Origin of the sequence: Musicola keenii (genome assembly GCF_014855505.1) — a bacterium.
In the GTDB taxonomy this organism is placed as follows: Bacteria; Pseudomonadota; Gammaproteobacteria; order Enterobacterales; family Enterobacteriaceae; genus Musicola; species Musicola paradisiaca.
Genome location: NZ_JAAWVW010000016.1, coordinates 1 through 25,695, shown reverse-complemented (window position 1 = coordinate 25,695; position 25,695 = coordinate 1). Strand labels below are relative to the sequence as shown.

At 58.7% G+C, this 25,695-nt stretch carries 18 protein-coding genes; 7 read left to right on the top strand and 11 right to left on the bottom strand.

Features of this window, described 5'->3' with window-relative positions; genetic code table 11:
• Positions 1-103 precede the first annotated feature (103 nt).
• From efeB to efeU, 3 genes are read right to left on the bottom strand one after another with little or no spacing between them, the layout of a single operon-like run.
• Positions 104-1,399, bottom strand: a complete 1,296-nt coding sequence (gene efeB / locus HEP82_RS15275) for an iron uptake transporter deferrochelatase/peroxidase subunit (RefSeq protein ID WP_192458872.1) — start codon at positions 1,397-1,399, stop codon at positions 104-106.
• Between the two features lie 11 nt (positions 1,400-1,410).
• Positions 1,411-2,535 (bottom strand): iron uptake system protein EfeO, encoded by a 1,125-nt coding sequence (gene efeO, locus HEP82_RS15270; protein ID WP_192458871.1) that lies wholly within the window; start codon positions 2,533-2,535, stop codon positions 1,411-1,413.
• Positions 2,536-2,553: 18 nt separating this feature from the next.
• The gene (gene efeU, locus HEP82_RS15265) at positions 2,554-3,399 is read right to left on the bottom strand and encodes an iron uptake transporter permease EfeU (protein WP_015854807.1); all 846 of its coding nucleotides are present in this window, start codon (positions 3,397-3,399) and stop codon (positions 2,554-2,556) included.
• A 322-nt stretch (positions 3,400-3,721) separates the two neighbouring features.
• Between efeU and HEP82_RS15260 the strand changes: the two genes are divergently transcribed.
• Positions 3,722-5,788 carry a TonB-dependent receptor family protein gene (locus HEP82_RS15260; protein WP_192458870.1) on the top strand — a complete coding sequence of 689 codons (2,067 nt, stop codon included), beginning with the start codon at positions 3,722-3,724 and terminating at the stop codon, positions 5,786-5,788.
• A 107-nt stretch (positions 5,789-5,895) separates the two neighbouring features.
• Here HEP82_RS15260 and HEP82_RS15255 read toward each other — a convergent pair whose 3' ends face one another.
• The 8 genes from HEP82_RS15255 to HEP82_RS15220 form a co-directional block, all read right to left on the bottom strand.
• On the bottom strand, positions 5,896-7,014 hold the full coding sequence (locus HEP82_RS15255) for an ABC transporter substrate-binding protein (RefSeq protein WP_192458869.1): 1,119 nt from the start codon (positions 7,012-7,014) through the stop codon (positions 5,896-5,898).
• 189 nt (positions 7,015-7,203) lie between these two features.
• Positions 7,204-8,382, bottom strand: a complete 1,179-nt coding sequence (locus HEP82_RS15250) for a type III PLP-dependent enzyme (protein ID WP_192458868.1) — start codon at positions 8,380-8,382, stop codon at positions 7,204-7,206.
• Entirely contained in the window at positions 8,379-10,139 is a 1,761-nt protein-coding gene (locus tag HEP82_RS15245; protein ID WP_192458867.1) for an IucA/IucC family protein, read from the bottom strand. The genes HEP82_RS15250 and HEP82_RS15245 overlap by 4 nt, the downstream gene beginning before the upstream one ends.
• Positions 10,114-11,271, bottom strand: coding sequence for an MFS transporter (locus HEP82_RS15240; RefSeq protein WP_192458866.1), 1,158 nt, complete (start codon positions 11,269-11,271; stop codon positions 10,114-10,116). The genes HEP82_RS15245 and HEP82_RS15240 overlap by 26 nt, the downstream gene beginning before the upstream one ends.
• A complete protein-coding gene (locus tag HEP82_RS15235) occupies positions 11,271-12,983 on the bottom strand; it encodes an IucA/IucC family protein (RefSeq protein WP_192458865.1) in 1,713 nt (570 codons plus the stop codon). The genes HEP82_RS15240 and HEP82_RS15235 overlap by 1 nt, the downstream gene beginning before the upstream one ends.
• Entirely contained in the window at positions 12,983-14,149 is a 1,167-nt protein-coding gene (locus HEP82_RS15230) for an ATP-grasp domain-containing protein (protein ID WP_192458864.1), read from the bottom strand. The genes HEP82_RS15235 and HEP82_RS15230 overlap by 1 nt, the downstream gene beginning before the upstream one ends.
• Before the next feature lie 37 nt (positions 14,150-14,186).
• The gene (locus tag HEP82_RS15225; protein ID WP_192458863.1) at positions 14,187-14,951 is read right to left on the bottom strand and encodes an HpcH/HpaI aldolase family protein; all 765 of its coding nucleotides are present in this window, start codon (positions 14,949-14,951) and stop codon (positions 14,187-14,189) included.
• A 346-nt stretch (positions 14,952-15,297) separates the two neighbouring features.
• Positions 15,298-16,077, bottom strand: a complete 780-nt coding sequence (locus HEP82_RS15220) for a MipA/OmpV family protein (RefSeq protein ID WP_192458862.1) — start codon at positions 16,075-16,077, stop codon at positions 15,298-15,300.
• Between the two features lie 162 nt (positions 16,078-16,239).
• Between HEP82_RS15220 and HEP82_RS15215 the strand changes: the two genes are divergently transcribed.
• The 6 genes from HEP82_RS15215 (at position 16,240) to HEP82_RS15190 (ending at position 25,125) form a co-directional block, all read left to right on the top strand.
• The gene (locus tag HEP82_RS15215) at positions 16,240-16,935 is read left to right on the top strand and encodes a response regulator (RefSeq protein WP_192458861.1); all 696 of its coding nucleotides are present in this window, start codon (positions 16,240-16,242) and stop codon (positions 16,933-16,935) included.
• Positions 16,932-18,143: a sensor histidine kinase gene (locus HEP82_RS15210; protein ID WP_192458860.1), complete on the top strand. Its 1,212-nt coding sequence runs from the start codon at positions 16,932-16,934 to the stop codon at positions 18,141-18,143. Before HEP82_RS15215 ends, HEP82_RS15210 begins: the two co-directional genes overlap by 4 nt.
• 280 nt (positions 18,144-18,423) lie before the next feature.
• Positions 18,424-19,557, top strand: coding sequence for an efflux RND transporter periplasmic adaptor subunit (locus HEP82_RS15205; protein ID WP_192458859.1), 1,134 nt, complete (start codon positions 18,424-18,426; stop codon positions 19,555-19,557).
• Positions 19,557-22,622 carry an efflux RND transporter permease subunit gene (locus HEP82_RS15200; protein WP_192458858.1) on the top strand — a complete coding sequence of 1,022 codons (3,066 nt, stop codon included), beginning with the start codon at positions 19,557-19,559 and terminating at the stop codon, positions 22,620-22,622. The genes HEP82_RS15205 and HEP82_RS15200 overlap by 1 nt, the downstream gene beginning before the upstream one ends.
• A 137-nt stretch (positions 22,623-22,759) precedes the next feature.
• Positions 22,760-23,152 carry a winged helix-turn-helix transcriptional regulator gene (locus tag HEP82_RS15195; protein WP_192458857.1) on the top strand — a complete coding sequence of 131 codons (393 nt, stop codon included), beginning with the start codon at positions 22,760-22,762 and terminating at the stop codon, positions 23,150-23,152.
• Positions 23,153-23,577: 425 nt separating this feature from the next.
• The gene (locus tag HEP82_RS15190) at positions 23,578-25,125 is read left to right on the top strand and encodes a methyl-accepting chemotaxis protein (RefSeq protein ID WP_192458856.1); all 1,548 of its coding nucleotides are present in this window, start codon (positions 23,578-23,580) and stop codon (positions 25,123-25,125) included.
• The last annotated feature ends 570 nt before the right edge of the window (positions 25,126-25,695 follow it).

Sequence of the window (25,695 nt, the reverse complement as noted above, 5' to 3'; positions counted from 1 at the left end):
TAATATGGCGGAGTGTTACATCAATCCGGTGCTAATATGCACCGGATTGATGGTTTTTAATATCGATGGCGTCAATGTTATCGTTATTGTCCGAATATTTACCTCATGAAAATGATGTTGATAATAATCCGCTGGCCAGAAAATCGTCGCTATTTTTGACGCCGGGTAAAACAAAGAAATAACCGCCGCCGATAGGTTTAATATATTCCTCCAGCGGTTCGCCGTTCAATTTCTTCTGTACCGTAATAAACCCTTTTTCCAGATCGGACTGATAGCAAACAAACAGTAACCCCATGTCGAGCTGACCGGAACGGGATACGCCGAGTGAATAGCTATAACCGCGACGTAGCATCAGATTCGCCTGTGTTTCCGGCGTGCGCGGGTTGGCCAGGCGAATGTGTGAGTCCAATGGGATCACGTTACCTTCTGGGTCCTGGCGGTAGTCCGGTGTGTCGTGCTCGTTTTTCATACCAAGTGGCGCGCCGCTGTGTTTCTCACGGCCGAAAATGGTCTGCTGTTCCTTGAGCGGCGTGCGATCCCAAAATTCCACATGGAAACGGATGATACGTGCCGCCTGATAGCTGCCGCCGACAGCCCATGCCGGTTCGCCGGATTGCGGGGCGACCCAAACGATGCGTTCCATCAGCGCGGCGTCACCGATGTCCGGGTTGCCGGTGCCGTCCTTGAAACCCAGCAGGTTGATCGGCGTTTCCCGGCCTTTGCTGCGTGCAGCATGTGCGGAGATGAACCCTTCCCGTTTCCAGCGCACGCTGAGCAGATCCGGCGTCTGTTTGATGATGTCGCGCAGGGCGTGCAGGACGGTTTCGTTGGTATTGGCGCAAATTTGCAGCAACAGATCGCCGTGACACAGTTCGGCATCCAAAGAATCGTTTGGAAAACGGGTCATACGCTGCAATTTCAGTGGCTTGAGTGTCTGCAACCCAAAACGATCGTCAAACAGCGATGCGCCGACGGAAACGGTGACGGTGAGATTGTCCGGGTAGATCTCCGGGCCCATGATGCCGGAATCGAGGGGCGGCAGGCGCGGATCGATATCTTCTGCTTTGCCGCCTTGCGTCAGGAAGGCGATACGCTGCGTCAGCAGTTTGAACAAGCGGGTTAAATCCTGGCGATGGGTCGCCAGGATGTCGAAGGAAACCAGCATCATCGCCGCCTGTTGCGGTGTGAGCACGCCGGCCTGATGGATGCCGTGGAACGGTTGCGTTTCCCAACGTTCATCCTGTGCCGTCTGCGGCTGAGTTTCCGCGTGCGCCGGACGGTTGCCGCCCAGCATCAGCGCGCCACCCATCATGCCCAGCCCTTGCAACAGCCGACGACGTGCGGGGGACGCCGCCTGTTCACAGTGAGGCCCGCGGTACGGGCCGGTTTTGTCGCTCATAATGCTTCGCCTTAATCCAGACCCAGTACGCCGCGCAGTTGGGACAGGTCTTCCGCCAGCGTGGTGATCGGCCCTTTCAGTGCGTTGCGGTCGGCGTCGGTCAGTTTCTCGTAAGATTGATAACCGTCTTTGGTTTTGTACTTCGCCAAAATGCCGTCTACGGTTTTGAAGTTGGCGTCGACCTTGCTCAACAAGGGCTGGTTGGCCTTCTCCAGCAGTGGTCGCAGCAGGTTGACTATCTTCTGTGCGCCGTCGACATTGGCCTGGAAATCCCACAGATCGGTACGGCTATAGCGATCTTCCTCGCCGCTGATCTTGGTGGCGGCCACTTCTTCAATCAGCCCGGCGGCGCCACCCACTACCTTGGCGGGGGGGAAGGTCAGACCGGCGATGCGTTGTTGCAGTTCCTGAACGTCGCCGTACAACTGATCGGCGTATTGTTCCGAGCCCTTGACCGAGTGGTCGGCAAACAGCGCTTTTTCCAGACGATGGAAGCCGGTGAAATTCGGATCGGCGGCTTTTTTCTCATAGTCATCTTCACGGGCGTCGATTTTTTCATCGAGATCGGAGAACAGTTCGGCAATGGGCTCAATACGTTCATAGTGCTGACGGGCCACCGCGTACAGCTTACGCGCGTCGTCCAGTTTGCCTGCCTTGATGGCATCGGTGAACTGCTTGGTCTGTTTGACCAGCTCGTCGACTTCGCGGATGACGTAGACCTTGTAATCGGCAATCGGCCCGACCAGATCGAGCACGCTGGTTTTCGCCGTCGGCGTACTTCCTGCCGCCGCTGTGACGATCAGTTTGCCTTTCGGATTACTGAGCAGGCCGCAGGTCATGTCGTATTCGCCGGTCTCCAGATTGGCGGTCATTTTCTGGGTGAAGCCCGGCGCGATATTTTCACGCTCCTCCACCACCATGACGCCTTTGAGAATTTCCCACTCCAGGTTTTTCTGGCTGGCGTTATACACCACGAACTGCGTTTTGCCCGCCGCCACCGTGACCTGCATCGGTTCGCACTGTTTATCATTGACGGTGATTTTGATCTGGGGGACATCCGCCGCCAACGCATCAACGGCCGGGAGGGTCAGCAGCGCGGCGCACAGCGCGGAACGGCGAAAAAACGGTGTAGACATAGACAGATCCCTTTTCGATTAATGATGGGTATTACGTTGCGCCGGGGGCGATATTGTCACCGGGCGTCGCGGAAGGAAAAAGAACATCAGTGCCGGCAGCAGGTACAGGAAGTAGACCACCACTTCGCTGACGCTGGGGGTTTCCTGATAGCCGAAAATACCCTCCAGCAAGGTGCCGAACAGGGTGTGAGTGGACAGCGTGGCGCTGAAATCAAACGCCACTTCCTGTAAGTGATTCCACCATCCGGCTTCGTGGAAGGCGCGGATCGCGCCCGCGGCCAGCCCGGCGGCGACGAACAGGATGAACAGCCCGCTCCATTTGAAGAATTTGGCCAGGTGCAGTTTTACGCCGCCCCAGTAGATCATCGCGCCTACGATGATGGCGCACAGTAGCCCAAGCACGGCGCCGAACGGCGCGGCGGCGCCGACATCCTGCTGAAAGGCCGCCAGCAGGAAAAATACCGACTCCAGCCCTTCACGCGCTACGGCGAAAAATACCATCGCCACTAATGCCCAGCCCTGACGCTTACTGGCGCCGAGCGCCTGATCGATAGCACCTTCGAGATGCAGTTTTACCGAGCGGGAAACCCGGCGCATCCAGAACACCATGTAGGTGAGGATAGCGACGGCCAGCACCGCCACGATGCCTTCGAACAGCTCCTGTTGTTTCTGTGGAAATTCGCCGGTGGTGGCGTTGATGAACAGGCCGAGCGCCAGACACAGCGTCACGGCCAGGGCGACGCCGACCCAGACCGCTCCCAACCACTGCTCGCGTTGGGTACGTTTCAAATAGCTGGCGATCAGGCTGACGATCAGCGCCGCCTCCAGCCCTTCGCGAAACATGATTAATAAGGGAACGAACATGGATGACCCCTCAACAAGCCCCGCCGGTAGCGCCAGGGTTCAGGCGTTGCGAGGCTGTGTAAATATAGGTAAATGAATAATGATAGTGATTATCATTCCAGTGGTGGGAAATGCAAGGGCTTCATCTACGATTTTTTTGAGCAAAAGTTTCAGCCTTGTGCGGCGCTGTAACGATGATTTTTAAAATAATCATTAGTTATCAGATGGATGACATTCGATGCGGTTTGGTTGTTTTCTGTTAAGAAACGTCTATATAATGATAATTATTCGTGAAACAATAGTCATTCTCATTGGTGCAAGTCATTTAGGGATAATCATTACGATGCAACGTAGCCGTATAGCCAGCGCACTGGCGCTGATTTTTGCCAGTAGTTCCGTCTGGGCACAGGAAGACAAGATAACTGTCAACGGTGATTTATTAGGGGATTCACGCGCTGAACAAGTGAAAACCTATCCGGGGAACCGAACCGTCATCAGCAATGAGCAGCTTGAAAAAGGTGCCAACCGTACTCTGGATGACGCCTTGCAACGTGTGCCGGGGGTCAAGATTCAGGACGAGACCGGTACAGGCGTCTTGCCGCAGATCGCCGTGCGCGGGTTGTATGACAGCCGCAGCGGGCGTGCGCAGATCCTACAGGACGGTATTCCACTGGCGCTGGCGCCTTACGGGCAGGAAGGGATGTCGCTGTTCCCGGTGACATTCGCCTCTATTGACCGTATCGATGTGGTGCGCGGCGGCGCGGCGGTACAGTATGGCCCCAACAACGTGGGCGGGGTGATCAATCTGGTCAGCAAGCCGATCCCGGTGAAATGGGAAAACGAGATCGCCGAGCGGGCAACCTTTTACGGCAAAGGACGCAATCTGTGGGACACCTATCTGCGCACCGGCGGCATGGTGAATGACAGCTTTGGCCTGCAGGTAGAAGCCAATCAGGTCAAAGGCAATTCCTTCCGCGAACACAGTGCCAGCGATGTGCAGAACTACCGTATCCGCGGGCTGTGGAATATCAACGAAGACACATCGCTCGATTTTTCCTACCAGTATTATGATGCACATGCCGATCTGGCGGGGGCGCTGACCGCGGCGGATTATGAAGCCAGTCGCCGCAAGAGTACCCGGCCTTACGATGATTATGACGGGCATACCAAGCGCTACAGCGCAGTGTACAACCAGCAATTGGGCTCGCTGGGGTTCATCGATTCCGCCGAATTTAACTGGACGTTCTTCGGCCATGAATCCAGCCGTGATTTCCATGTCGGAATGAGAAGCGCCTCGACCGAAACTTGGAACCCGTCGCTGCCCGCGCAGATTGTGCAGAACTCACCGCGCGACTTTAAGGTCTGGGGCACCGAACCGCGTTTAAGCATGAACGTGTATGGCGACAAGGTGAACCAGCAATGGACGGTCGGCGGCCGTTTTGTGAAAGAAGACATCGATTACCAGGTCAAACAGTACCGCTTCGCCACCAACGCCTATACCACCACCCGCGACTGGAAATTTAACGATGATGCCTGGGCCGGCTATCTGAACAACGCCGTCAAACTGTTGGACGACACGCTGACCATCACGCCGGGCGTTCGGTTTGAACATGTCAGTGAAAAATACCAGGATCGCATCAGCGGGCTGAGTACCAGCGCGCCGGACGACCAGTGGCTGCCGGGGCTGTCGGTCGGCTACCAACTGACGCCGAGCTGGTTCCTGTACGCCAACGCACAGAAGAGTCTGCGCCCGGCACAGGTGACTCAGATCGTCAAAGGCGGCGATGTGAGTTCGGAGCTGGCCTGGAACTACGAGAGCGGCGTGCGTTATACCCCGACGAAAGACGTCAGTCTGAACGCAGGGCTGTATCGTATCGACTACAAAGATCAGATCTCCTACGACAGTGCGACGGATTCCTACCTGAATATCGGGAAGACCCGCCATCAGGGGATCGAGCTGGAAGGCTTTTGGAAACCGGCAGCGGTAGAGGGGCTAAGCCTGCATGCCGGTTACGCTTGGCTGGATGCCGAGCAGGAAAACGGCGTCAACAAAGGCCGTCGCGTGCCTTACTCTTCCCGTTCCCAGGTGACGCTGGACGGCAGCTACGATTGGCGGGGGACGACCTTTACGCTGGCGGGCTACTACTTCAGCAAATCCTTCTCCGATACCGCCAACTCGACGGTGGAAAACAGCTCCGGTTCGGTCGGCCCGCAGCCGTCCTATTGGGTGTGGAACGCGCAGGTCAGCCGCGAGTTGTACAAATCTGAACGGACGTCGCTTACCGGTTATGTGGGCGTGAACAACCTGCTCGACAAGGATTACTGGTTCCGGGGCGTCGATACCAGCCCGTGGGGGCGTCAGCCTGCGCCGGGCCGCTCGTTTACGGCCGGGATGAGTTACAAGTTCTGATGCCTATAACCGCCGTCATTATCGTCTGAACGAATATGACGGCAGCGATCGACAGGGGGAGGCGCTCATCAGGCGCCTCCCCCTATTTTGTGAGCCGAATAGCGACATTACAGCGTCAGGAAGAACAGGCCGCCGTATTCCACGCCGGTAAATTCCCGGAACAGAGCTTCCAGATCGGCCTGCGGGTTCACATCGGCGAAGGCGTCGGGATGGAACAATTTCGCCATCGCTTCCAGCGCGATGACGTTGAATGGGCTGTCGTAAAACTGATGATAAATCGCCATTACCCGCTTCTCCTTCACTGCCTTGAGTACCGACAGGCTGTTGCGGGTCATCAGCATTTGTAACCGAGGCAGCGAGGCCTCACGGGTGGTGCCGTAACCGAGCGGTACCGCTTGCGACACGCCGCCGCGTTGGCTCCAGTCGGCGCCGCTGAGCAGATAGATATCAGGGTTGCTGGTAATCACCTGTTCCGGATTGACGTCCGCACCCTGCGGCGGAACCAGCCCGGCACCGAGATTCTTCCCGCCGGCCACCTCGATAAACTGGCCGAAACTGTTGCTGCCGAAGATCGCGCAGCATGGGTCGCCGGTCATACCCGCATGGTTTTCAAACAGCACTGTCGGCCGCTGTTCGGCGGGGATCGGCGCCACACGGCGCTGAATGCGCTCGAACAGTTGTTGGTAGCGGGCGATAAACCGTTCCGCGTTCGGTTGTTCGCCGAAAACCTGCCCCAGCAGACGGATGCTGCTGAGCGTGTTGGTCATCGGCTGTTGGCGAAAGTCGATGAAGATCACCGGGATCCGGCTTTTTTCCAGCAGCGCCAGGGTGCCATTCCCCTGTAGCTTGGGTTGAATGCCGATATCAAACACGATCAGATCCGGGCGCAGCGTCAGGGCACGTTCAACGCTGAAATCGGTACGGTAGGGATTGGCAAACACAGGTATCTGGTTCAGATCCGGGTAGCGGCGGGCGAAATGGGCGGCCATATCCGGCGCTCGGGTGGTCAGCGAATCGTCCCAGGCGATAATGCCTTTCAGCGGCGTGGCCGGGTGAATAATGTTTAATGCCAGCAGCATTCGGCTGTCCGCCAGCATGACCCGTGATACCGGCGCATCGACGCTGACGCTGCGGCCGGCGATATCGACCACGGTAACGGGGGCGGCGGCGGCAACGCCGGAGACCAGACTGCACAGCAGCAGGCAGCGATAGAGGAAGGAAACCATAGTATTGTCTTGACTCCTTGTTTTATTGGTAAAATTTTCCGGATTGTTTCCCAAAAGGCAGAAAGCGTCGGCGTTGCATGAGCCGTCGGCAAACCGGCTGGCGGTTGCCTTGCACGTCGACGGGAGAACAGCCTGAAACAATAACATCAACGGAGCAGGGTGTATCGCCCTGCTCCGTGAGTGCGTGGGTTATGGCAGATAAATCATTTCCGGCGGCGCATGCATCAGGAAATTCTGGTGGGATATATTCCAGGCATAAGCGCCGGCGAGGTGGAATACCAGCCAGTCGCCCGGCGCCAGCGCTGCAACAGGCTGCTGGCGTGCCAGCACATCTTTGGGAGTGCAGAGCTGGCCGACCAGCGTGATCGGTTGCTGTTCTACCGTCGGTGGCAGGTGTTCACGGCGCAGTACGCTAAACGGGTGGTTATGGCCCTGCGCCGCCGGCGTGCGGAAGTGGTGGGTGCCGCCGTGTGCGATGGCGAACCATTCCCCAAGATTTTTTTTCACATCCAGCACCTCCATCACGTAATAACCGCAGGCGGCGCTCACGTAGCGGCCGCATTCAAAGCGCAACCTCAACCCGTGGCTGCCGGTTTGTGCAATGACTTGCGGCAGCTGGCGGCAGAAATCCTGCCAGTCGAAATGGCGCTGCGGATCGAGATAGTTAATGCCGATGCCGCCGCCGACGTTCACCACCGGTACCTGAATATCGAATTGCCGCTGCCACTGGTGCACGGTGTCGAGGTAGCGGCGCATCAGCGACAGGTGCGTTGCCACCTCCAACTGATGCGACATCAGGTGAAAGTGGAATCCCTGTAATTTCAGCCAGCGGCTGGCTTTGATGCGGGTGATGGCTGCGGGCAGTTCGGCGACATCAAGGCCGAATGGCGTGGGTTTCCCGCCCATCATCAGCCGGGTGCCGGTCACGCCCTCCAGCGGAATATTCATGCGCAGCATGATGTTGACTGGCGTCGCCAGCCGTTCGGCGCAATGTTCCAGCCGTTGCAGTTCGTTCAGGCTTTCCACATGCAACGCATCAATCCGCTGCGCAACCGCCTGCTCCAGTTCTGCGGGCAGTTTGCCGGGGCCGCCGAAAATCAACCGGCGGCCGGGCACCTGTTCCGTCAGCCAGGACAACTCGCCGCCGGACGCGGCTTCAAAACCGTCTACGATGTCCGCCAGTGTGGTGAGGATGGCGGCATCCGGGTTGGCCTTGGCGGCATAGAACAGTTCGCAGCTGGGCGGCAGCGCCGCCTTCATGGCGGACGCATGTGCATGCAGCGCTGATAAATCATAAACATAGGCACAGAAAGGGGCGGTGCGCGATGACTGCAACCGGCTCAGGGTCTGGTAAACGGCGGGAGTCATGCCGGGCTCCTCATCGGGTGATGGATCAGGGTGTAATCCGCCTGTTTGTCGGCGCGTTGCAGCAGCCGGGTACGCAGGTTGTTCTTACTGGGGATCGGCGCGCCGGCCAGCAGCGCGGCGATCTCCGGCTGATCCCGCCAGGATTCGAGCCGCACGGACAGGGTTTGCCACAGCTGTCGCTCCAGCGTGCGGTCGCCGGCCGCCAGATGAAACACGGCTTCGGACAGGTTGTTGATCAGCAGGCAGTAGGCGATGCGCTGCCAGCCTTTTTCCCGCGGATAGTAGACCGACTGACGCGCGCGTTCGGACATCGCCGCCAGCGACGCCGCCGGCCAGCGTGCCGGATCGAGCTTGGTGCCTTCCAGATCGCGCACCCAGATGCGGTGCGGCAGCGCGTCCTGTAGGCCGATAAGGGTGTTTTGCAGGTGCGGTTCAAACACGATGCCTTCATCAAAGAATGCGCCCAGCACCCCCGGCAGCAGCACCGTCAGATAGGCGTCGAACCAGCGTAGCGTCGCCTGCTGGCGGGTCAACTGCTGTGTTTCCGCCACATGTTGGATCAGCGGTGCGATCTGGCTATCGCCGTGGCGATCCCAGGCGAACAGCGCGCCCGCCAGTGCGACATCGGCGCTGTCCGGCAGGTTTTCGCGGTAAAGCAGGCCGAAGCACTCTTGCAGATGAAGGGCGTCCGGCCGCTGTTCCGGCGTGGCGATGGCGCTGAAATCCAGGCTGGTGGCGGCCGGTTCGCGCATGATGCGGAACCCCGGCACGCGGGTTTCGATACGGTTGAACACGTCGTTAAGCTGTTCACTCAGGCGTACTGCGCTTTCCAGTTCATACCAGGCGTTTTTGCGCACGCAGTTGGTCAGCCTGACGTGGATGGAGCACTTAAGAAAATAGGGCAGCCCGGCGCGATACAGGGTACGCACCGACGACGTCGGATACATCGCCAGCCCGCGCGGGCCGACCGGGGTAATCAGCCCCAGACGTTCAGCCTGTTGATACAACGGCGCACGGCGAATGTGTTCGACCTCCCAAGGGTGGCACGGATAGAGGTGGGGCTCGCCGGCGAGCGTTTCCAGCATGATCGGCGCCTGCGCGTCGCCCTGGTGCTGCAACAGTTGTGGGTCGATGCGGAACCAGTACAGCGGAAAGTGCGCTCCCACTTCCGGCGAGCAGGCCAGCAGTGCGTCCCGCGTTACGCCGCTGCGGCTTTTCGGGCTGGGATGCAGCGGATGCCCCCACAGCAGCCCCTGTTCGCTGCGGATAAAACCGTCCTGTTCGTTGGATGGCGGCGCTGCGAGGAAATCCTGCGTGACGTCGATGCTGTTTTCAATTTGCTGCGCCAGCTCGTGGTTGAATGGCTGTTCGAGCTGGGCCGCCATCTCTTCCTGAATCAGCCGTAAGGTCTGGGCCGCGCTGATGGCGCGCCAGGGTTTGCCGAACTGTTTGACGAACGGCGCGCTGCTGTAGCGCCCTCGCGCCAGCAAGCTCCAGCGATCTGCCTTGATCGCCAGCGTTTTCTCGCTGGCCGTCAGTTCGATAACGATAATCTCACCCGGAATCATCTTGCTGTTCAGCGCCTGCGGGATATTCCCGCAGGCGGCGCGATGAACCCGGCGCGCCGGCAGGGCGAATTCACGGATGTAGCAGTTGAGCAGTGCCGTCAGCGTCTCGTATTCCGCTGCCTCCCGCAATGGCGAAGGGGGCGTCGAGGCCGGTTGATGTTCCTTATGGGCGGCGAACGATGTGAACATAGGTGGGTTCCTTTACATGTCGTGACAGAAGAATAAACAGCCCCAGTACGGCGGCGATCGCGGAGGCGACAAACGGCGCTTGCACGCCGGCCTGGGGGATGAGCCAACCGGCGACCAACCCCGCCACAACACCGGCGCTCTTACCGACGGCATCCAGCCGTCCGAACCAGTGCCCGGCGTTGTGTTGCCGCGTTGCCCGGCTGATGTGCTGATTCAGGCCGATATAGCCGAGAAACATGCCGATGCCGAACAGGCTGCGGGCGCTCAGCAACGCGGCGGCGCCGTCCAGCAGGCTGTGCCACAGCGCGGCGATCGCCATCAGTGACAGTCCGACGACCAGATAGCGTGGTGAAGGCGATCGGTGGGCGGTCAGCGGCAACAGCAGCAGATAGAGCAGATGGGGCCAGCTGTAAAACAAGCCGATAACCCAGGGTTGCGTCAGCCAGCGTTGGGCATACGGCAGGAAATAGGGGAATGTGGCCACCATGGCGAAGTTGAACAAAAATTGCAGCGACAACAGCGCCAGCAGCGGGGGAGCGGTTGGGGTGCCGTCGGGCTTCGTCGGCTGACTGACGGCGGTGGTATCGGCGGGCAGGGTGAACGCCAGCAGCAGACCGCCCAGCGGCAAGAGCGCCAGCCACAGATAGAGGCTGAGCGTTAATGCTGGGAACTGGCTGAACACATACCCCAGCCCCACCGGCGCGGTCAGCAGCGCCAGCCGGGCGGAGAATTGCGTCCAGTTCAGCGCCCGGCCGAGAGCGTCGCCCTGCAGGCTGACTGCCAGATAACCGTTGGCCGCCGCCAGCGTACCGCCCGCTACGCCTTGCAGCAGCAGCGCGGCGATCAGCCACGGCAGTGAGGGGGCCAGCCCCGCCATCACGAATGCGACGGTCAGCCCGGCCAGCGCCCGCAGCAGCGACAACCGCCGACCAAAACGATCGGCGAATCGGCCCCATGCGCCGGCGCACAGCGCGGTCATCAGCGTGGGCAGGCTGTAGAGCGCGCCAACCCACGGGCTGGCGGCATCAACCCCCAGCGCCCCCAACAGTCGCGGCAAGAACAGGGGGACGCCCAGTATGGTAAACGCGGCCAGAAAATGGCACGCCAGCACCACCGCCAGCACCCGGCGCATCAGATAGCGTCCCGCCGTAAAAAGTTGGGGCCACTGTACCCGTAGTATTTATTGATGTCCGCCGCGCCGGAGGCCTGCTTGCTGAGCAGGCTGCCGCTTTGCAACAGGTATTTGACCGGCTGTCGCGGGTCATCGAACAGAACCTGTCTGGCATAGGCGGTGTCCGTACCCTGTTGTTCCAGCTGTGCGAGCGTCGTCGCCAGCGCGTCGCGCAGCGTTTGGTAGGCGCTGGCGCGCTCAATGAGCCCCCGCCCGGCGAGGTTTTCCAGTACCGCCGCCAGATCCAACTGTACGGTAATGGTCATGAACATCTGCGCGAGCGCCTGTTCGTCGTCCACACGGATACGGTCGTCGCGCAAAGCCGCTAGCCGGGCGTAGAGATCCGGCCGGGCGGCGGAGAAACGTGATGGCCACAACCGGGCGGCGTCGTTGTCTTTCATCATCAGCGACAACGGCTGATGCGGCGTGAAGCTCAGGATGGCGTTCTGCTGATTGGACTCCAGCGCGATGCCGTAACGCAGCCACAGCGTCAGGTGTACGTCCGCCATGAGCTGGCAATATTCGCGCCACCAGGACGCCAGCGACGGCATACCGGGCTGATCCAGCACCGCGCAGACATAAGGGCGGCCATCCGGCATATCGGCGCCGAGCGCCGCCACCGGCGCCAGCGTCTCACCCGCTACCGGGGAGGGATAGCGACGCAGCAGAAACGCGAACAGTTTTTCCTCACCCAGATGGCCGCAGAAGGCTTCGTCTACGTGGCGGTAGCGCCCCTGCAGCAGCGGATCCTGTTGCGCCAACAGCGGCAGTACCTCGGCGAACCATTGGCCGTCGTACAGGGTGGAGGGCTTGATCAGGCGGATATTCTTCTGCCCGAGCGTGCGCATCGCCAGCGGCATCTTGAGGTGATCGCCGGGGTGCTCGGCAAGCTGAACGGTGCGCACCGACAACGTGGGATATACCGATACGCAAGGTTCCGGGGCGGCCACCGCCTGCGCCGGCAGCGTATCCAATTGTGTCCAGGTCAGCGGATGTACCGGCAGCAGTTCGTGGGTTTGCGCCAGCGTCTCGGGCAGCCCGACCTGATGAAAGCTGGGCCACCAGCCGGGGCGCGCGTCGGGGTTCAGCAGCGTCAGCGCCGTGCGGGGCAGCGCCAGCCAACGCAATGAGAACGGCTGGCAGAATTCCGGCGCATACTGCGTCAGCTGTGTCGCGCTGAAACCGAATTTGGCCCGCGCCGTCGGGTAATATGGGTGATCGAGATAGCTGGCGATTTGGTCTGCGTGGCGCAGACGTTCGCCCCAGTCGCGATCCGCCGGTGGCGTCGCCAACAGGTCGGCGAGCCGTGCAAACGCCTGCCGACACAGTTCCCCCTGCTCGCAGGCGGCGTCGGCCTCTTCCCGGTAGTTCCGGTAGAGCGCGCGGGCGTCATCGTCGTCGGTCGGCATCAGCAGATCCAGCCAGTCGGCGTAGCCTTGCCGATCCAGCCAAGCGTCCTGATGTCGTTCCTGCCAGGCCGGCGTTTCGGCGACCCAGGGTTGCATGTAGTCGCTGTCGCGCAGGCGCAGGCGCAGCGGCGCCCGCAGGTGTGAGGCGTACAGCCAGCATCCGTCCTCTTCCCGACGAATATTTCCCTGGGCGATCAGGTCGGCGACGTTTTCCCGCAGGCAGGCGTTGATGATGCGCAGAGTGATGTAGTCATGTTGATTCATCAGGCGATTTCCCACGTAAGCTGTTGCAGCGTTTGCTGATAGAGCCGTTCCAGTTGCTGGCGATCGTCGGCCTGCAGATAGAGCACGCCGAGATAGTCTTTATTGGAATGGGTCAGGCTGATGTCATCGCCGGCCTGCTTCAGCGGACGGTAGCGCAACCCGTCATGGGCGGCGGGCTGCGGCGCCTGTTTCAGCCGGCCTTCCTGCTGCGCCACCAGATAGTGAATCAATGCTTCGGTATGGGAGGGCTGTTGCGGTGGGAGCGGTTGCCCTAAATGCAGTTGCAGGATCGGGGTGAACCAACCGCCGGGCAGGATACGATCCAGCAAGAATTCGCGGCCATCACCGATGCTGCGATAGTTGATTTCCACCAGTACCGGGCCGGACGGCGTGGCGATGAATTCGCTGTGGCACACACCGAAGCCGACGCCGAACCGACGCAGCTGTTCCAGAGCCTGCTGACGCCAGCGTCGGCTGTATTCTCCCTGCCAGCGCGCCTGGGTTTCGATGAAATGCGGCGGCGGCGACAGCTCAACGTCAAAGCCGCCGACCGCCAGCAGATCCCGGCCATCACCCAGCGTTTCCAGCGTAAACAGCGGCCCGTCGATGAACTGTTCCAGCAGCAGCGTGGTGCGGGATGTCTGCTGCGCCAGAAACCGATCCAGCGCCTGTGGGGTTGGCATTAATGTGACGTCCATAGACGCGACGCCCTGGCTGGGTTTGAGTACCAGTGGCCAGGGCCAGCCTTCTTCTACTCGGCTGTCCGGCAGCAGTTGGGTCGACCAGGTGCTGGGCAGGCCCAACGCGGATAGCCGTTGCCGCATGCGCCATTTCTCTTTGGCGGCATAGCAGATCCGCCAGTCTTTGCCCGGCAGATCCAGTGCGGCAGCGGCGATGGCGGTGGATGTCTGTAGGTGATCGCTGTTGGAGAACAGCGCGGCAGGTGTGATGCCGTGGTCGGTCAGCGTGTCGAGGATGGATAGCGGGTTGAAAACATCGCATTCCAGAATAGCGGCGGCGCCGTGCAGTACCTGATTGTGGGCTTTGCCCTGATCGGTCAGCAGCAGAACCGGATAGCCCAACTGCCGTGCTGCGGGGATGAATCCCTCAGTGACTGCGGCGTTAACGACGTGGGTGACAATCACCAGGGGGGCGTGTTGCGACATGATATTTCCTTGTGTCATGACGAAAGAAAATGAGGCGTCAGGACGGCTTCAGGTCATGAAGCCGCTGGCGAAGCGTGCGAAACAGAAAGCCGCGATCTTCGCCGCACAGCCATAACCGGATGCCAGCCTGTCGCCAGTATTCCTGCTGTTCCGGCGTGCGTGGGTTGGCGCAAAACGGGATGCCTGCCCGCTGACAGCGTGCTGCCAGATGACGCAGCCGGGCTTCGACATCGGGGTGATGCGGCGTGGGGCCGAGGCCGAGATCCAGCGCCAGATCGAGCGCGCCTTCCATCACCAGGCTGACGCCTTCCACCGCCAGAATATTGTCTATCTCCCGAATACCGGCGGCGGACTCGATCATCGGGATCAGCAGCAGTTCGCTGTTGGCTCGGGCGATGTATTCCGGCAACGGCAGCGTGCCGAAGCCCGTCACCGGGCCGCCGGTTATGCCGCGTTGGCCGGCAGGGGGAAAGCGCATGGCGTCGCGTACCGCCAGCACCTGTTCAGCGCTTTCCGTCTGTGGGATGACGATACCGTTGGCGCCCAGATCCAATACCCGTCCGATCAGTTTTCGGTCGGGGCCGGGGATACGAACCAGTGGGCTACATCCCTGTGCTTGCGCTACCGCGATACAGTGTTGCAGTAGCGTTTCATCGTGCGGTTGGTGTTCCATGTCGAGGAGTACAAAGTCGTACCCGGCGCAGGCGATCATCTCGACCAGCATCGGGTGGGGCACCGAGTTCAGGATGCCGAACGCGGATTGGGGGCCGAGTAACGGCCGGTTCAGATGAGTGGATAGCATTGCAGTCCCGTGCTTGCTTTAAGTGATAATGCTTATCACTTAAATTATCATTAACATCTGGGCTGAGAGGTATAAATTTTTGTTATTAATTATAAGTAAATCTTAACGAAACCCTTACGCTTTGGCGGGGATTGCCTGAATGCATCTACGTAAACGTGCGTGGTTGCTGGGTGTGATCGGGAAGATGCCGACGGCAGGCTGGCGTATAAAACGCCGGTGTATTCCCGTCATATGCCGTTTGCCTGTCGCTCGAATGAGTGAGGGGATGGGATGCTGGCGACGACAAATGCCGCCAGCCTGTGGAGAGCCTGGCAAGACGGGGGATGATGCGTCGCGCCGGCTCGGCTCAGAAGCGATACGTCACGGCGAGCGTCCCCTCGCCCTGATGGGTTCGGTACACGATGGGGCTGTCCGCCGCTTTGTCATTCAGATGGGTATAACCGGCGAGGAGGTTGACAGCCCAGTGGCGGTCGACTTGATGCGTCCAGAACAGATAAAGCGACTGTCCGTAGAGTCCGCCGCCGGCATGGTAGGTTCGATAACCGGAACGCTGACTTTGCGCGGAACTAACACCGTAGAACAGGGTGTTATAACGGGCGTCGCCGAAGAGTAAACTGGCCTGAAAACCCAATGAATCATCTTGGTTTTTAAAGAAAATATCGGTTATCGACCCTTGGTATTGCGCCCCCTGACTGTCGGTCAACGGTAATATGGCTTTGGCGGCCACCGACAACCGATCGGAGAACTGCCAGCCGATTTCGATGCCGGTATTCAGCGCGCCGTCGATCGTGCCCATGCCTTGTAGCCGATGCGAGCCGTCGCGCCAGCTCGAGTTGTGATCGGTTCGCCCGAATGAATAACCCAGCGTCTGTTCAAGATAAAAACCGCCGGCTTGAAGATCATAACCGATACCTTTGTCGGTATCGGCGAAGAACGCGCCCTGGCGCGCCTGGAACACCGGTAGCGGGTTCCAGTAATAATCGCTGGCGCCGCTGTAACGTGGGGCGTAGCGGGAAGCGAGGCCGACGGTAACGCCATCCTGCTCGGCGGGATTATTGTCATCCGCCTGTACGATAGCGGTGTTAAGACAAAAAATAGCCGTTATAAAAACGGGAAAATATTGCATGATCGGTCTGACTCCTGATGGGGAGAGTATTTCCCCGTAAGCGGGGATGTTGTGATAAATGTTCCCTGGTGTTGTATGTACGCGGTTACGCTGTGGGTACTATGAACCGGCCGCGTCAATCTCTGGTCAGTGAATAATCAAGAAGTTATCAAGAGAGCCCTCATGAGCGCGAAACGCATTCTGATAATCGAAGACGACATGGATGCCGCCAGTGTGCTGGAAGCCTATTTGAAGCGTGACAATTTTCTGGTTGAGCTGGCGGGCGACGGGCTGCGCGGACTGGAAGTCGCCCGGTGCTGGAACCCGGATTTGATCCTGCTGGATGTTATGTTGCCGGGCATGAACGGCATTGATGTGCTCAGTACGCTGCGCCGGAAGAGCAACGTACCGGTCATCATGGTGACGGCCATCGGCGATGACGCCGACAAAATCGGCGCGCTGCGTTACGGGGCGGATGATTATGTGGTGAAGCCCTACCACCCCGGCGAAGTGGTAGCGCGGGTGCATGCCGTGTTGCGTCGCGCCAGCGGCGCGCTGAAGAGTGACAATGTGCTGGTGTATGACGCGCTGACGGTGGATCAGGATGCGATGGTGGCGATCGTCGCCGCGTCGCAGGGCGCACGGCAAATGCTTGATCTCACGCCGACCGAATTCACGTTGCTGACGACCCTGCTGCGGGCGCAAACCCGCGCCTTCTCCCGTCAGGAATTGCTGGAAGCGTGTCTGCCGGAGAGTGAGGCGCTGGAGCGGGTGGTGGACACGCATATCTACAATCTGCGCAAAAAGCTGGAGGCCGTCGGCATCAGCGGCGTGTTATTGACGGTGCGCGCAGTAGGCTACAGGTTCAGACAACCATGAAACGACCGGATAACGCTTATTCGCTCTGGCGCTGGCTCTGCAAGCGCATTTTATCACTGGCTATCGGCGCGGTAGTGTTGATAGCCGTCTCCATGTGGTTGCGTTACGCGGTCTGGAATCTGTGGGTGATGCACAAGATGCCGGAGCCGGTGCGCCAGGAATTTCAGACCTTGCTGAAGAACCCGAATCTCGATCGGGCGCGTTTTCACGACATCGTCGATACCTGGTTCGGCATCGACTGTTCCATCCCCGCTATCGCCGACAGTGACTGGATGCTGCTGTGTGGGTTGGTGATGGTGGCGATCCCGCTGATTGCGCTGCTTGGTTTATGGGCGGCGCGGCCATTGTCGTTGCAGTTCAGCCAGATAGCGCTCTCTGCCCGTGAGGTGGCGCAGGGGCGTTTTGCCGCCCGCGCCCAGTTTGTCGCGGGCGCACCGGCGGAATTGCAGATGCTGACGCGCAATTTCAACCTGATGACGGCCCAACTGGAGCGTTATGAGCGCGAGCTGCGCGCTTCTCACGTCGCGATGGCGCACGAATTGCGCTCGCCGCTGACGGCGGCGATGGGACGCCTGCAAGGGATGATCGACGGTGTGTTTGAGCCGGAGCCACGGCAACTACAGATGGTGATGAACCAGCTCGGCTATCTCAACCGGTTGGTGGATGATTTGCATCTTTTGTCGATGGCGAGCGCGGGTCAACTGGCGATCGACCGTTCCCCGCTCAGGCTGGCGGATTTGCTGCGGGATCGCATCGCCTGGCTGAAACCGCACGCGGAGGCGGCCGGTGTCTCGCTGGTGCTGCACGACTGTGCGGCGGGCGGTGCCCATACCGATGAGTGCTACGCCGACCCGGTGCGGCTGGGGCAGGTATTTACCATCCTGATGGAAAACGCGCTGCGCTATGCGGCGGAGGGAAAACGGTTGGATATCGCGCTTGAACGCACCGGCAGCAACTGGACGGTGGCGTTTCGCGACTATGGCGCCGGCGTCAGCGAGACGTTTCTGCCCAAAATTTTCGAGCGTTTCTCCCGGGCGGATACCTCGCGGGCGCGCCATTCCGGCGGCAGTGGATTGGGGCTTTCTATTGCGCTGGCGATTTGCGAAGCGCACGGCGGCACGCTAAATGCGCAGAACCATCCGCAAGGCGGCATGCTGTTTATGGTGACGTTGCCTGACTCAGGATCATCCAGCTTTCCATTAAGTTGAAATTCAGCGTGGATGTTAACCGTCGCTTTCGTCGGTTTCGATGGCTCGAAAGTGCTGGCGTATGACTCGCTGGCGGCCTGTGCTGCGGCAACAACGGCGGCACCTGGACGTCTGGGAACGTCCCGGAATAACAAGGTGGAGCCCGGTGTGGGAACACTGAGCGGACGCTTTTCACCCGTGGTGAGATTTTTTTTCTTCTTGATAGTTCCTTGATGAAGCATGGAATGAATCTGGAAACGGAGCCGGTTTAATGGTCGCGATTCATTGACAGGAACCGATCATGCCGCATTCAGCTTCTCTCTCTTTGGTAATGTCCTTCGTTATTCGATACATGTGTCGCCGCAGGCGGCCGACAGGCGCCATTCTGCTGGCGGCGTTTCTGCTGTCTGGGTGCGACGGTTCGCCGGGCGAATCCTCCGCGCCGGCGCCGCGCCCGGTTCGAACCGTGATCGCCACGCCATCGACCGAAGGCGAAACCCTGTCCCAGACCGGCGAGATTCGGCCTCGTGAGGAAACGGCGCTGGGGTTCAGGCTGGATGGGCGCATGATGACCCGCACGGTGGACATCGGGCGTCGGGTGAACGCCGGGGATCTTATTGCGACGCTGGATAGCCGCGAGAGCGAAAACCAGTTGCAGAGCGCCAACGCCGATCTGACCAAAGCCGCAGCAGCAGAGCGGCTGGCGGAGCAAACCCTCAACCGGATGAAGCAACTGGCGCCGAATGGCGCCATTTCGCGGGCGCAACTGGATGAGGCGCGCTCCAACTGGGCTGCGGCGGTGTCGGCGCGTGAAAGCGCCCAGGTTGGCGTGAAAAGTGCGCAAGATAAGCTGGGATATACCCGGCTGACCGCGCCGACGGCAGGGGTAATCACCGCGGTTAGCGCCAACCCCGGTCAGGTGGTCAGCGCCGGTCAGGAAGTGGTGCGTCTGGCGACGTTCGCCGGGCTTGATGCGGTGTTCAACGTGCCGGAGCGGCTGATGACGGCCGGTCTACAGGATCCGCCGGTCGCGGTGTCCCTGATTTCCAACCCGGCGATACGGGTGATGGGACGGGTACGGGATGTTAGCCCGCTGGCAGACAACGAAACCCGAACCTGGCGGGTGCGTGTGGCGCTGGATAACCCGCCGCCGGCGATGGCATTGGGGGCGACGGTATTGGGCGAGGTCACGCTGCCGGCCGAGAGCCGTATTACGCTGCCAGCGTCGGCGTTGACCCGGCAGGGCGATCACCCCGCCGTGTTCGTGGTGGATCCGAAAACGCTGGCGCTGCGTTTACAGCCGGTGACGATCAGCCGTTATCGCGCGTCGCAAATCGATGTCGCCGCCGGGGTATCGGCGGGGGATAACGTCGCGGTCGCCGGCGTCAGTACGCTGCGGGCCGGAGAGAAAGTGACATTGATGGAGGCGCGCTGATGGCATCGTTTGAATGCCGGACAGGCAATCTTTCCGCATGGGCATTGGCTCACCAGCAGTTGGTGGCGTTTCTGATGCTGGTGATTATGGCGGCTGGGGTGATGAGTTACGAGCGCCTGCCGCGCAACGAAGACCCGGCGTTTACCATCAAAACCGCCGTGGTGTCCGCCACCTGGCCGGGCGCTACTGTGAACGATACCGTCAGTTTCGTTACCGATACGCTGGAGAAAAAACTGCAGGAAACGCCCTATCTGGACTACATCGAAAGCTACACCCAGGCCGGTCAGTCGGTGATTTTCGTCAACCTGCGGGACGATACGCCGCCGTCTGCCGTCCAGAATATCTGGTATCAGATACGCAAGAAGATGACCGATACCTTGCCGAGTCTGCCGGATGGCGTGAGCACGCCGGCGGTGAACGACGAGTTCGACGACACTTTCGGTACGATTTACGGCTTTACCGCCGAGGGCTTTTCTCCCCGGGAGTTGCGCGACCAGGTCGATGATGTACGGAGTGCGTTGTTGACGCTGCCGAATGTCGGGAAAATCCAGGTACTGGGGGCGCAGGAAGAACAGATCATCGTTGCGTTTTCGCCGCGCCAACTGGCGGGGATGGGACTGGATATGCAACAGGTCATCGCCGCTCTCAAAGCGCAAAATGCGGTCAGCCCGGCGGGCACCGTTCGTACTGCGGACGATCGAGTGGCGCTGCGGGTCAGCGGCGCATTCGCTTCGGAGCAGAGTCTGCGGCAGGTCACGTTACATATCGGCAATCGTTTTGTGCCGCTCACCGATATCGCCACACTGACCCGCCAGAGCGCCGAACCGCCGACGCCGGCATTTCGCGTCAACGGGCAGCCCGCTATCGGATTGGCGGTATCCATGGCGGCAACCGGCAATATGCTGGAGTTCGGCCAGGCGCTGCGCGACAAAATGACCGCCATCGGCGCCACTCTGCCTCATGGGATTGACGTCACCCGCGTGGCCGATCAATCGGCGGTGGTGGATGAGGCGGTGAACGGTTTCGTCAAGGTGCTGCTGGAGGCCGTCGTTATCGTATTGGCGGTGTCGTTTGTTTCGCTGGGCAGCCGGGCCGGGTTGGTGGTGGCGGCGTCGATTCCCATCGTGCTGGCGATGACCTTTATCGGGATGGAGATCGCCGGCATCGGTTTGCAGCGTATTTCTCTTGGTGCGTTGATTATCGCGCTGGGGCTGCTGGTGGATGACGCCATGATTACGGTGGAATCGATGGTATCGAGCCTGGAAAAAGGCGACGCGCGGGAACGGGCGGCTACCCGCGCTTATGAGACCACCGCGTTTCCGATGCTGACCGGTACGCTGGTGATGGTGGCCGGTTTTATCCCGGTGGGGTTCGCGGCATCCAGCGCCGGGGAATACTGTTATTCGCTGTTTATGGTAGTGCTGATCGCGCTGATCGGTTCCTGGGTTGTCGCCATCCTGTTTTCCCCCTTGCTCGGTGTCTGGTTGTTGCCGAAATCGGTGCGTGGACATCAGGCCGAATCCGGCTGGTTGGGACGCGGCTATGCGCGCTTGCTGGCGCTTGCGCTGCGCTATCGTGGTCGCGCTGTGGTGATTGCCGTACTGCTGTTGGGGTTGTCGGTGGAGGGAGCGTCGCGCTTGGAGGGGGAGTTTTTCCCGGCCTCTGATCGCCCGGAGTTGTTGATCAGCCTGACGCTGCCGCAAAACAGTACGCAGTCGGCGACGGAACGAGATGTTGCCCTGCTGGAAAAAATGGTACAGGACGATCCTGACGTGCTGCGTTTTTCCAGCTATGTCGGATCAGGGGCGGTGCGTTTTTATCTGCCGATGGATGTGTTGCTGGATCGGGAAAACATCGCGCAGCTGGTGGTGGTGGCGAAAGGGCTCAAGGCGCGGGATACGCTGCGCGCCCGTCTTGAACAGCGGTTGCAGCGCGATTTCAGTCATCGGGTGACGCGCGTCTCTCCGCTGGAGTTGGGGCCGCCGGTGGGGTGGCCGCTCAAGTACCGAGTCAGCGGGCCGGATATCGGCAAGGTCAGAGACATTGCCAATGCGTTGGGGGCGCTGGTCAGCGGCAATCCTTCGACGCGGGCGGTCAACCTGACGGCGGGGGAACCGGAGCGCGTCATCCGTGTGGATGTGAACCAGACGCAGGCGCGCGCCGTCGGCATCAGTTCGCAGGAGGTGGCCAGTGCGCTGGCCACCTTGTTCTCGGGTGCTACCGTCACCACGGTGCGCGACCGCAACCGGTTGGTGGATGTCGTGATGCGCGCGAACGATGCCGAACGGCAGACGATAGAGACGTTGTCCAACCTGCAGTTGCGGACGGCGGATGGCGGGCAGGTGCCGTTGCGCCAGATCGCGACGATAGGGTATGGCGTGGATGACCCTATCGTCTGGCGGCGTCAGCGTATGCCGTTCATTACGGTACAGACGGATATTGCGCCCGGCATGCACGCGCTAACGGTGTCGCAGGCACTGGCGCCCAGCGTGGAGCAATACCGCAGCACCTTGCCTGCCGGCTACCGTATTGACGAAGGGGGAACCGTAGCGGAGTCGGACAAGGGCAACAGTTCGGTGTATGCCGTGCTGCCGGTGACGTTGCTGGTGATGCTGGTGTTGCTGATGGTACAGCTGCAACGCTTCTCCCGGATGTTGCTGGCGTTGCTGACGGCGCCGTTCGGGTTGATCGGTGTGGTGGCCGCCATGTTGCCGACCGGTACGCCGATGGGGTTTGTCGCACTGCTGGGGGTGATTGCGCTGGCGGGAATGATCATCCGTAATGCCGTGATCCTGATCGGCGAAGTCGACATTAACGTCGCCGCCGGCATGGCGGCGGATCAGGCGATTTTTGCAGCGGCGCGTCATCGCTCACGGCCGATTATGTTGACCGCCAGTGCAGCGATTCTGGGGATGATCCCTATCTCCCACCAGGTGTTCTGGGGGCCGATGGCGTTCGCAATCATCGGTGGTCTGGTTGCCGCTACGCTGTTGACGCTGACGGTGCTGCCCGCCGCCATCAGCCTGGTCATGCAATGGGAAGGCGCGAAAATGCGCAACGCTTGATGCGTGAGATGTGTTTCTTTTGAGACATCAGGCTGTAAATGGCGCAAAAACAAAGTGAATGGCTAAACTTATTGCTTAGGCGAGGGGAAATACCTACCCTCGTGCAATCAAGGGATTCAGCCAGGACATCAGCCATTATGATTACGTCGGAAACAGTGATCGCGGAGGTATTGCGTAAAGGGGATTTATTGGCGGCAGCGTGCCCGTCCCGGCAGATCCTTCAGCACATTACCAGCCGATGGGGAATACTGATCCTGATCGTCTTACAATCGAAAACTATGCGTTTCAGCGAGTTACGGCGTGTCATCAACGGTGTGAGCGAGCGGATGCTGGCGCAAACGCTGCAATGTCTGGAAGGCGATGGGTTGATTAACCGTGTGGCGTTTGACGTGGTGCCGCCGCATGTGGAATACAGTCTGACCCCGTTAGGTCTTGAAGCTGCGGAGAAAGTGCAGGTGTTGGTTAACTGGATCGAGTCCAATCTCCCGCGCATTTTGGCTCACCAACATCAGAGCGGCTCAGCCGGGTAATGCTGCGTTTGTCTTATTCCATTTCCCTCATGCCTGTCAGTTAAACACGAATGCCCGACGATCGTCGGGCCTTACCTTCTGAATTATCTGCGTGAATGTCCCGTGTTGGGCGCTATTCGATGGAATTTCTTGCTGGTGGGTATTTGTTAAGCATGCTTATTATTTTCGGTAGGGCGAAATTAAAAAATGCTATTAATTCTCTTTCCTGTTTTTTAATTAATGCATTGATTTAAAAAAATAAAACATTATCTGGTGGGAACGTTGCCTGTATTTAAAATAAACAATAAAATCAATTAGTTGTTTTATAAATGTAAAAATAATGTGACCAAAATCAAACAATCACTGTAGACGAATGAACAAAGAAAGCTAAACACCCACATACTTTAAAAAAACCATATTAATAAGATGTTTTTTAAGGGGGTGTTATGCGCAACAACCAGCCTGTTACACAGCATGAGTACCAGTTCGACAAAGACTCAACGTTGATGTCAGTCACTGATGTCGATAGCCATATTATTTACGCCAACGACGTTTTTATTACCGTCAGCGGTTTTGATCCTGATGAAATCGATGGCCAGCCTCATAATATGGTGCGCCATCCGGATATGCCGGTCGAAGCGTTTGGCGATATGTGGAATACGCTTAAACAGCAGGAACCCTGGTCGGCGCTGGTAAAAAACCGACGTAAAAACGGTGATCATTACTGGGTGCGAGCGAATGCCGTGCCGATTGTGCGCAACGGACGTACCACCGGGTATATGTCGGTGCGTACCCAGCCGGAACGTCAGGATATTGAGCAGGCGGAAACGCTTTATCAGAACCTTCGTTCAGGTCAGGCCAAAAACGTGCGTTTTCACAAAGGGATTGTGGTGAAAACCGGTTTGTTAGGGATGTTTTCCCGTATTCGTATTATGCCGATGCGCTGGCGTCTGCGCGGTGTGATGTTGTTGACCCTGCTGGCGAGTTTTATCGCCTATTTCGCGATTCACCGCGATATCGATTCAGATTTTATCTTTTCCAGCCTCTTTAGTGCCGTGCTGTTGTTGGTGCTTGACCTGCTGTTGGAGTGGCAGCTGATCAAACCGATTGAAAAACTGAAACGGCAGGCGTTGGATATCGCCACCGGTAATGCAACCACCCTCCATTATGATGAGCGCGCCGATGAAATCGGTACGATTCAACGCTCTGTGGGGCAGTTGGGGTTAATGTTTCGCTGGCTGGTGGATGATATCAGTCTGCAAGTCAGTAATATTCGTCATGCCAGTGATGATCTGGCCAGCGGCAGCGAGGAGATGAGCCGCCATGTGGAACAGACGGCGGCTAACGTGCAACAAACGGCGGCGGCCATGAACGAAATCAACACCACGGTACAGACCAACAATGCGACGACGAGCGAAGCCAGCAAGTTGGCATCCACGGCCAGTCAGGCGGCGCAGGTCGGCGGTAAGGTGATTGGGCAGATGGAACATACTATGGATAGCATTGTGGCCAGTTCGGAGAAAATCGCCGGTATCACGTCCATCATCGATAACATTGCGTTCCAGACGAATATCCTGGCGTTGAATGCGGCGGTAGAAGCTGCCCGGGCCGGTGAGCAAGGCAAAGGGTTCGCCGTGGTTGCCGGCGAGGTGCGTAATTTGGCGCAACGCAGCGCCAGCGCCGCGCATGAAATCAAAGAGCTGATTGACGTCAGCGTCGACAAGGTGCGGATCGGTTCGCAGCAGGCGAAGGAGGCTGGAGAAAGTACGCACGGGATTGTGATGCAAGTGAATAATGTCAGCGAACTGATCGCGCATATTACGGAGTCGACACGCGAACAAGGGATTGGGTTGAGTGAAATTGATCGGGCGGTGGAGGATTTGGAGCGGATCATGCAGCAAAACGCCACGCAGGTGACGAACAGCGCTCATGCTTCCGAACAACTGAGTATGCAGGCCCATCGTCTGGAACAGGCGCTGCACGTCTTTCGGTGACAAGCGTCAATCTCCGCTCCCCATGGTTAAACCCGTGCGGGAGCGGGAATGTGTCGCATGGACAAGCATTAGCGTTGTGTTATCCGTCAATTTTATCCGTTAACGTCAGAAGGGCCGTCGTTGGAACAGGTGTGGCGCTTTTTATTTATTATTAAAACAGTTCTATTATTAAAACAGGGTTTCAATATTCTATGGTTTTTTTATTGTGCCTGAGATGCCGAGAAATAACATCTTCATGCCAGTAAACGTCTTCCGGGATTTTATTCTCACTTCTCGCTAACCCCTCCTCATCTTTATTTCCCCATGTTTATTAAATAACCCCACTGTTGAATCAGGTATTTCCTGTTTTCGTCTTGGTCTCATAAATATGATGTATTGGTTTTATTTTAACTAATTGATTTTATTTATTTTTAACTATCTTTTTTATCGGTGTTTTTCATCAGGGGTTTATTGATGCGGAGAGAAGTTATTTATTCAGGTAAACAAAAAGTTATTTTATTTGAAAATAATGTGATCTTTTTATTTTTGAAAGAATCACGTTATAAACAGCGCTATAACATAATACTGAAT

Coding starts and splice junctions, on each gene's coding strand:
- HEP82_RS15220 (WP_192458862.1), bottom strand. CDS start 16,077: ATGCAATATTTTCCCGTTTTTATAACGGCTATTTTTTGTCTTAACACC.
- HEP82_RS15210 (WP_192458860.1), top strand. CDS start 16,932: ATGAAACGACCGGATAACGCTTATTCGCTCTGGCGCTGGCTCTGCAAG.
- HEP82_RS15255 (WP_192458869.1), bottom strand. CDS start 7,014: ATGGTTTCCTTCCTCTATCGCTGCCTGCTGCTGTGCAGTCTGGTCTCC.
- HEP82_RS15195 (WP_192458857.1), top strand. CDS start 22,760: ATGATTACGTCGGAAACAGTGATCGCGGAGGTATTGCGTAAAGGGGAT.
- HEP82_RS15215 (WP_192458861.1), top strand. CDS start 16,240: ATGAGCGCGAAACGCATTCTGATAATCGAAGACGACATGGATGCCGCC.
- efeB (WP_192458872.1), bottom strand. CDS start 1,399: ATGAGCGACAAAACCGGCCCGTACCGCGGGCCTCACTGTGAACAGGCG.
- HEP82_RS15250 (WP_192458868.1), bottom strand. CDS start 8,382: ATGACTCCCGCCGTTTACCAGACCCTGAGCCGGTTGCAGTCATCGCGC.
- HEP82_RS15190 (WP_192458856.1), top strand. CDS start 23,578: ATGCGCAACAACCAGCCTGTTACACAGCATGAGTACCAGTTCGACAAA.
- efeO (WP_192458871.1), bottom strand. CDS start 2,535: ATGTCTACACCGTTTTTTCGCCGTTCCGCGCTGTGCGCCGCGCTGCTG.
- HEP82_RS15205 (WP_192458859.1), top strand. CDS start 18,424: ATGCCGCATTCAGCTTCTCTCTCTTTGGTAATGTCCTTCGTTATTCGA.
- HEP82_RS15225 (WP_192458863.1), bottom strand. CDS start 14,951: ATGCTATCCACTCATCTGAACCGGCCGTTACTCGGCCCCCAATCCGCG.
- HEP82_RS15240 (WP_192458866.1), bottom strand. CDS start 11,271: ATGCGCCGGGTGCTGGCGGTGGTGCTGGCGTGCCATTTTCTGGCCGCG.
- efeU (WP_015854807.1), bottom strand. CDS start 3,399: ATGTTCGTTCCCTTATTAATCATGTTTCGCGAAGGGCTGGAGGCGGCG.
- HEP82_RS15235 (WP_192458865.1), bottom strand. CDS start 12,983: ATGAATCAACATGACTACATCACTCTGCGCATCATCAACGCCTGCCTG.
- HEP82_RS15260 (WP_192458870.1), top strand. CDS start 3,722: ATGCAACGTAGCCGTATAGCCAGCGCACTGGCGCTGATTTTTGCCAGT.
- HEP82_RS15200 (WP_192458858.1), top strand. CDS start 19,557: ATGGCATCGTTTGAATGCCGGACAGGCAATCTTTCCGCATGGGCATTG.
- HEP82_RS15230 (WP_192458864.1), bottom strand. CDS start 14,149: ATGTCGCAACACGCCCCCCTGGTGATTGTCACCCACGTCGTTAACGCC.
- HEP82_RS15245 (WP_192458867.1), bottom strand. CDS start 10,139: ATGTTCACATCGTTCGCCGCCCATAAGGAACATCAACCGGCCTCGACG.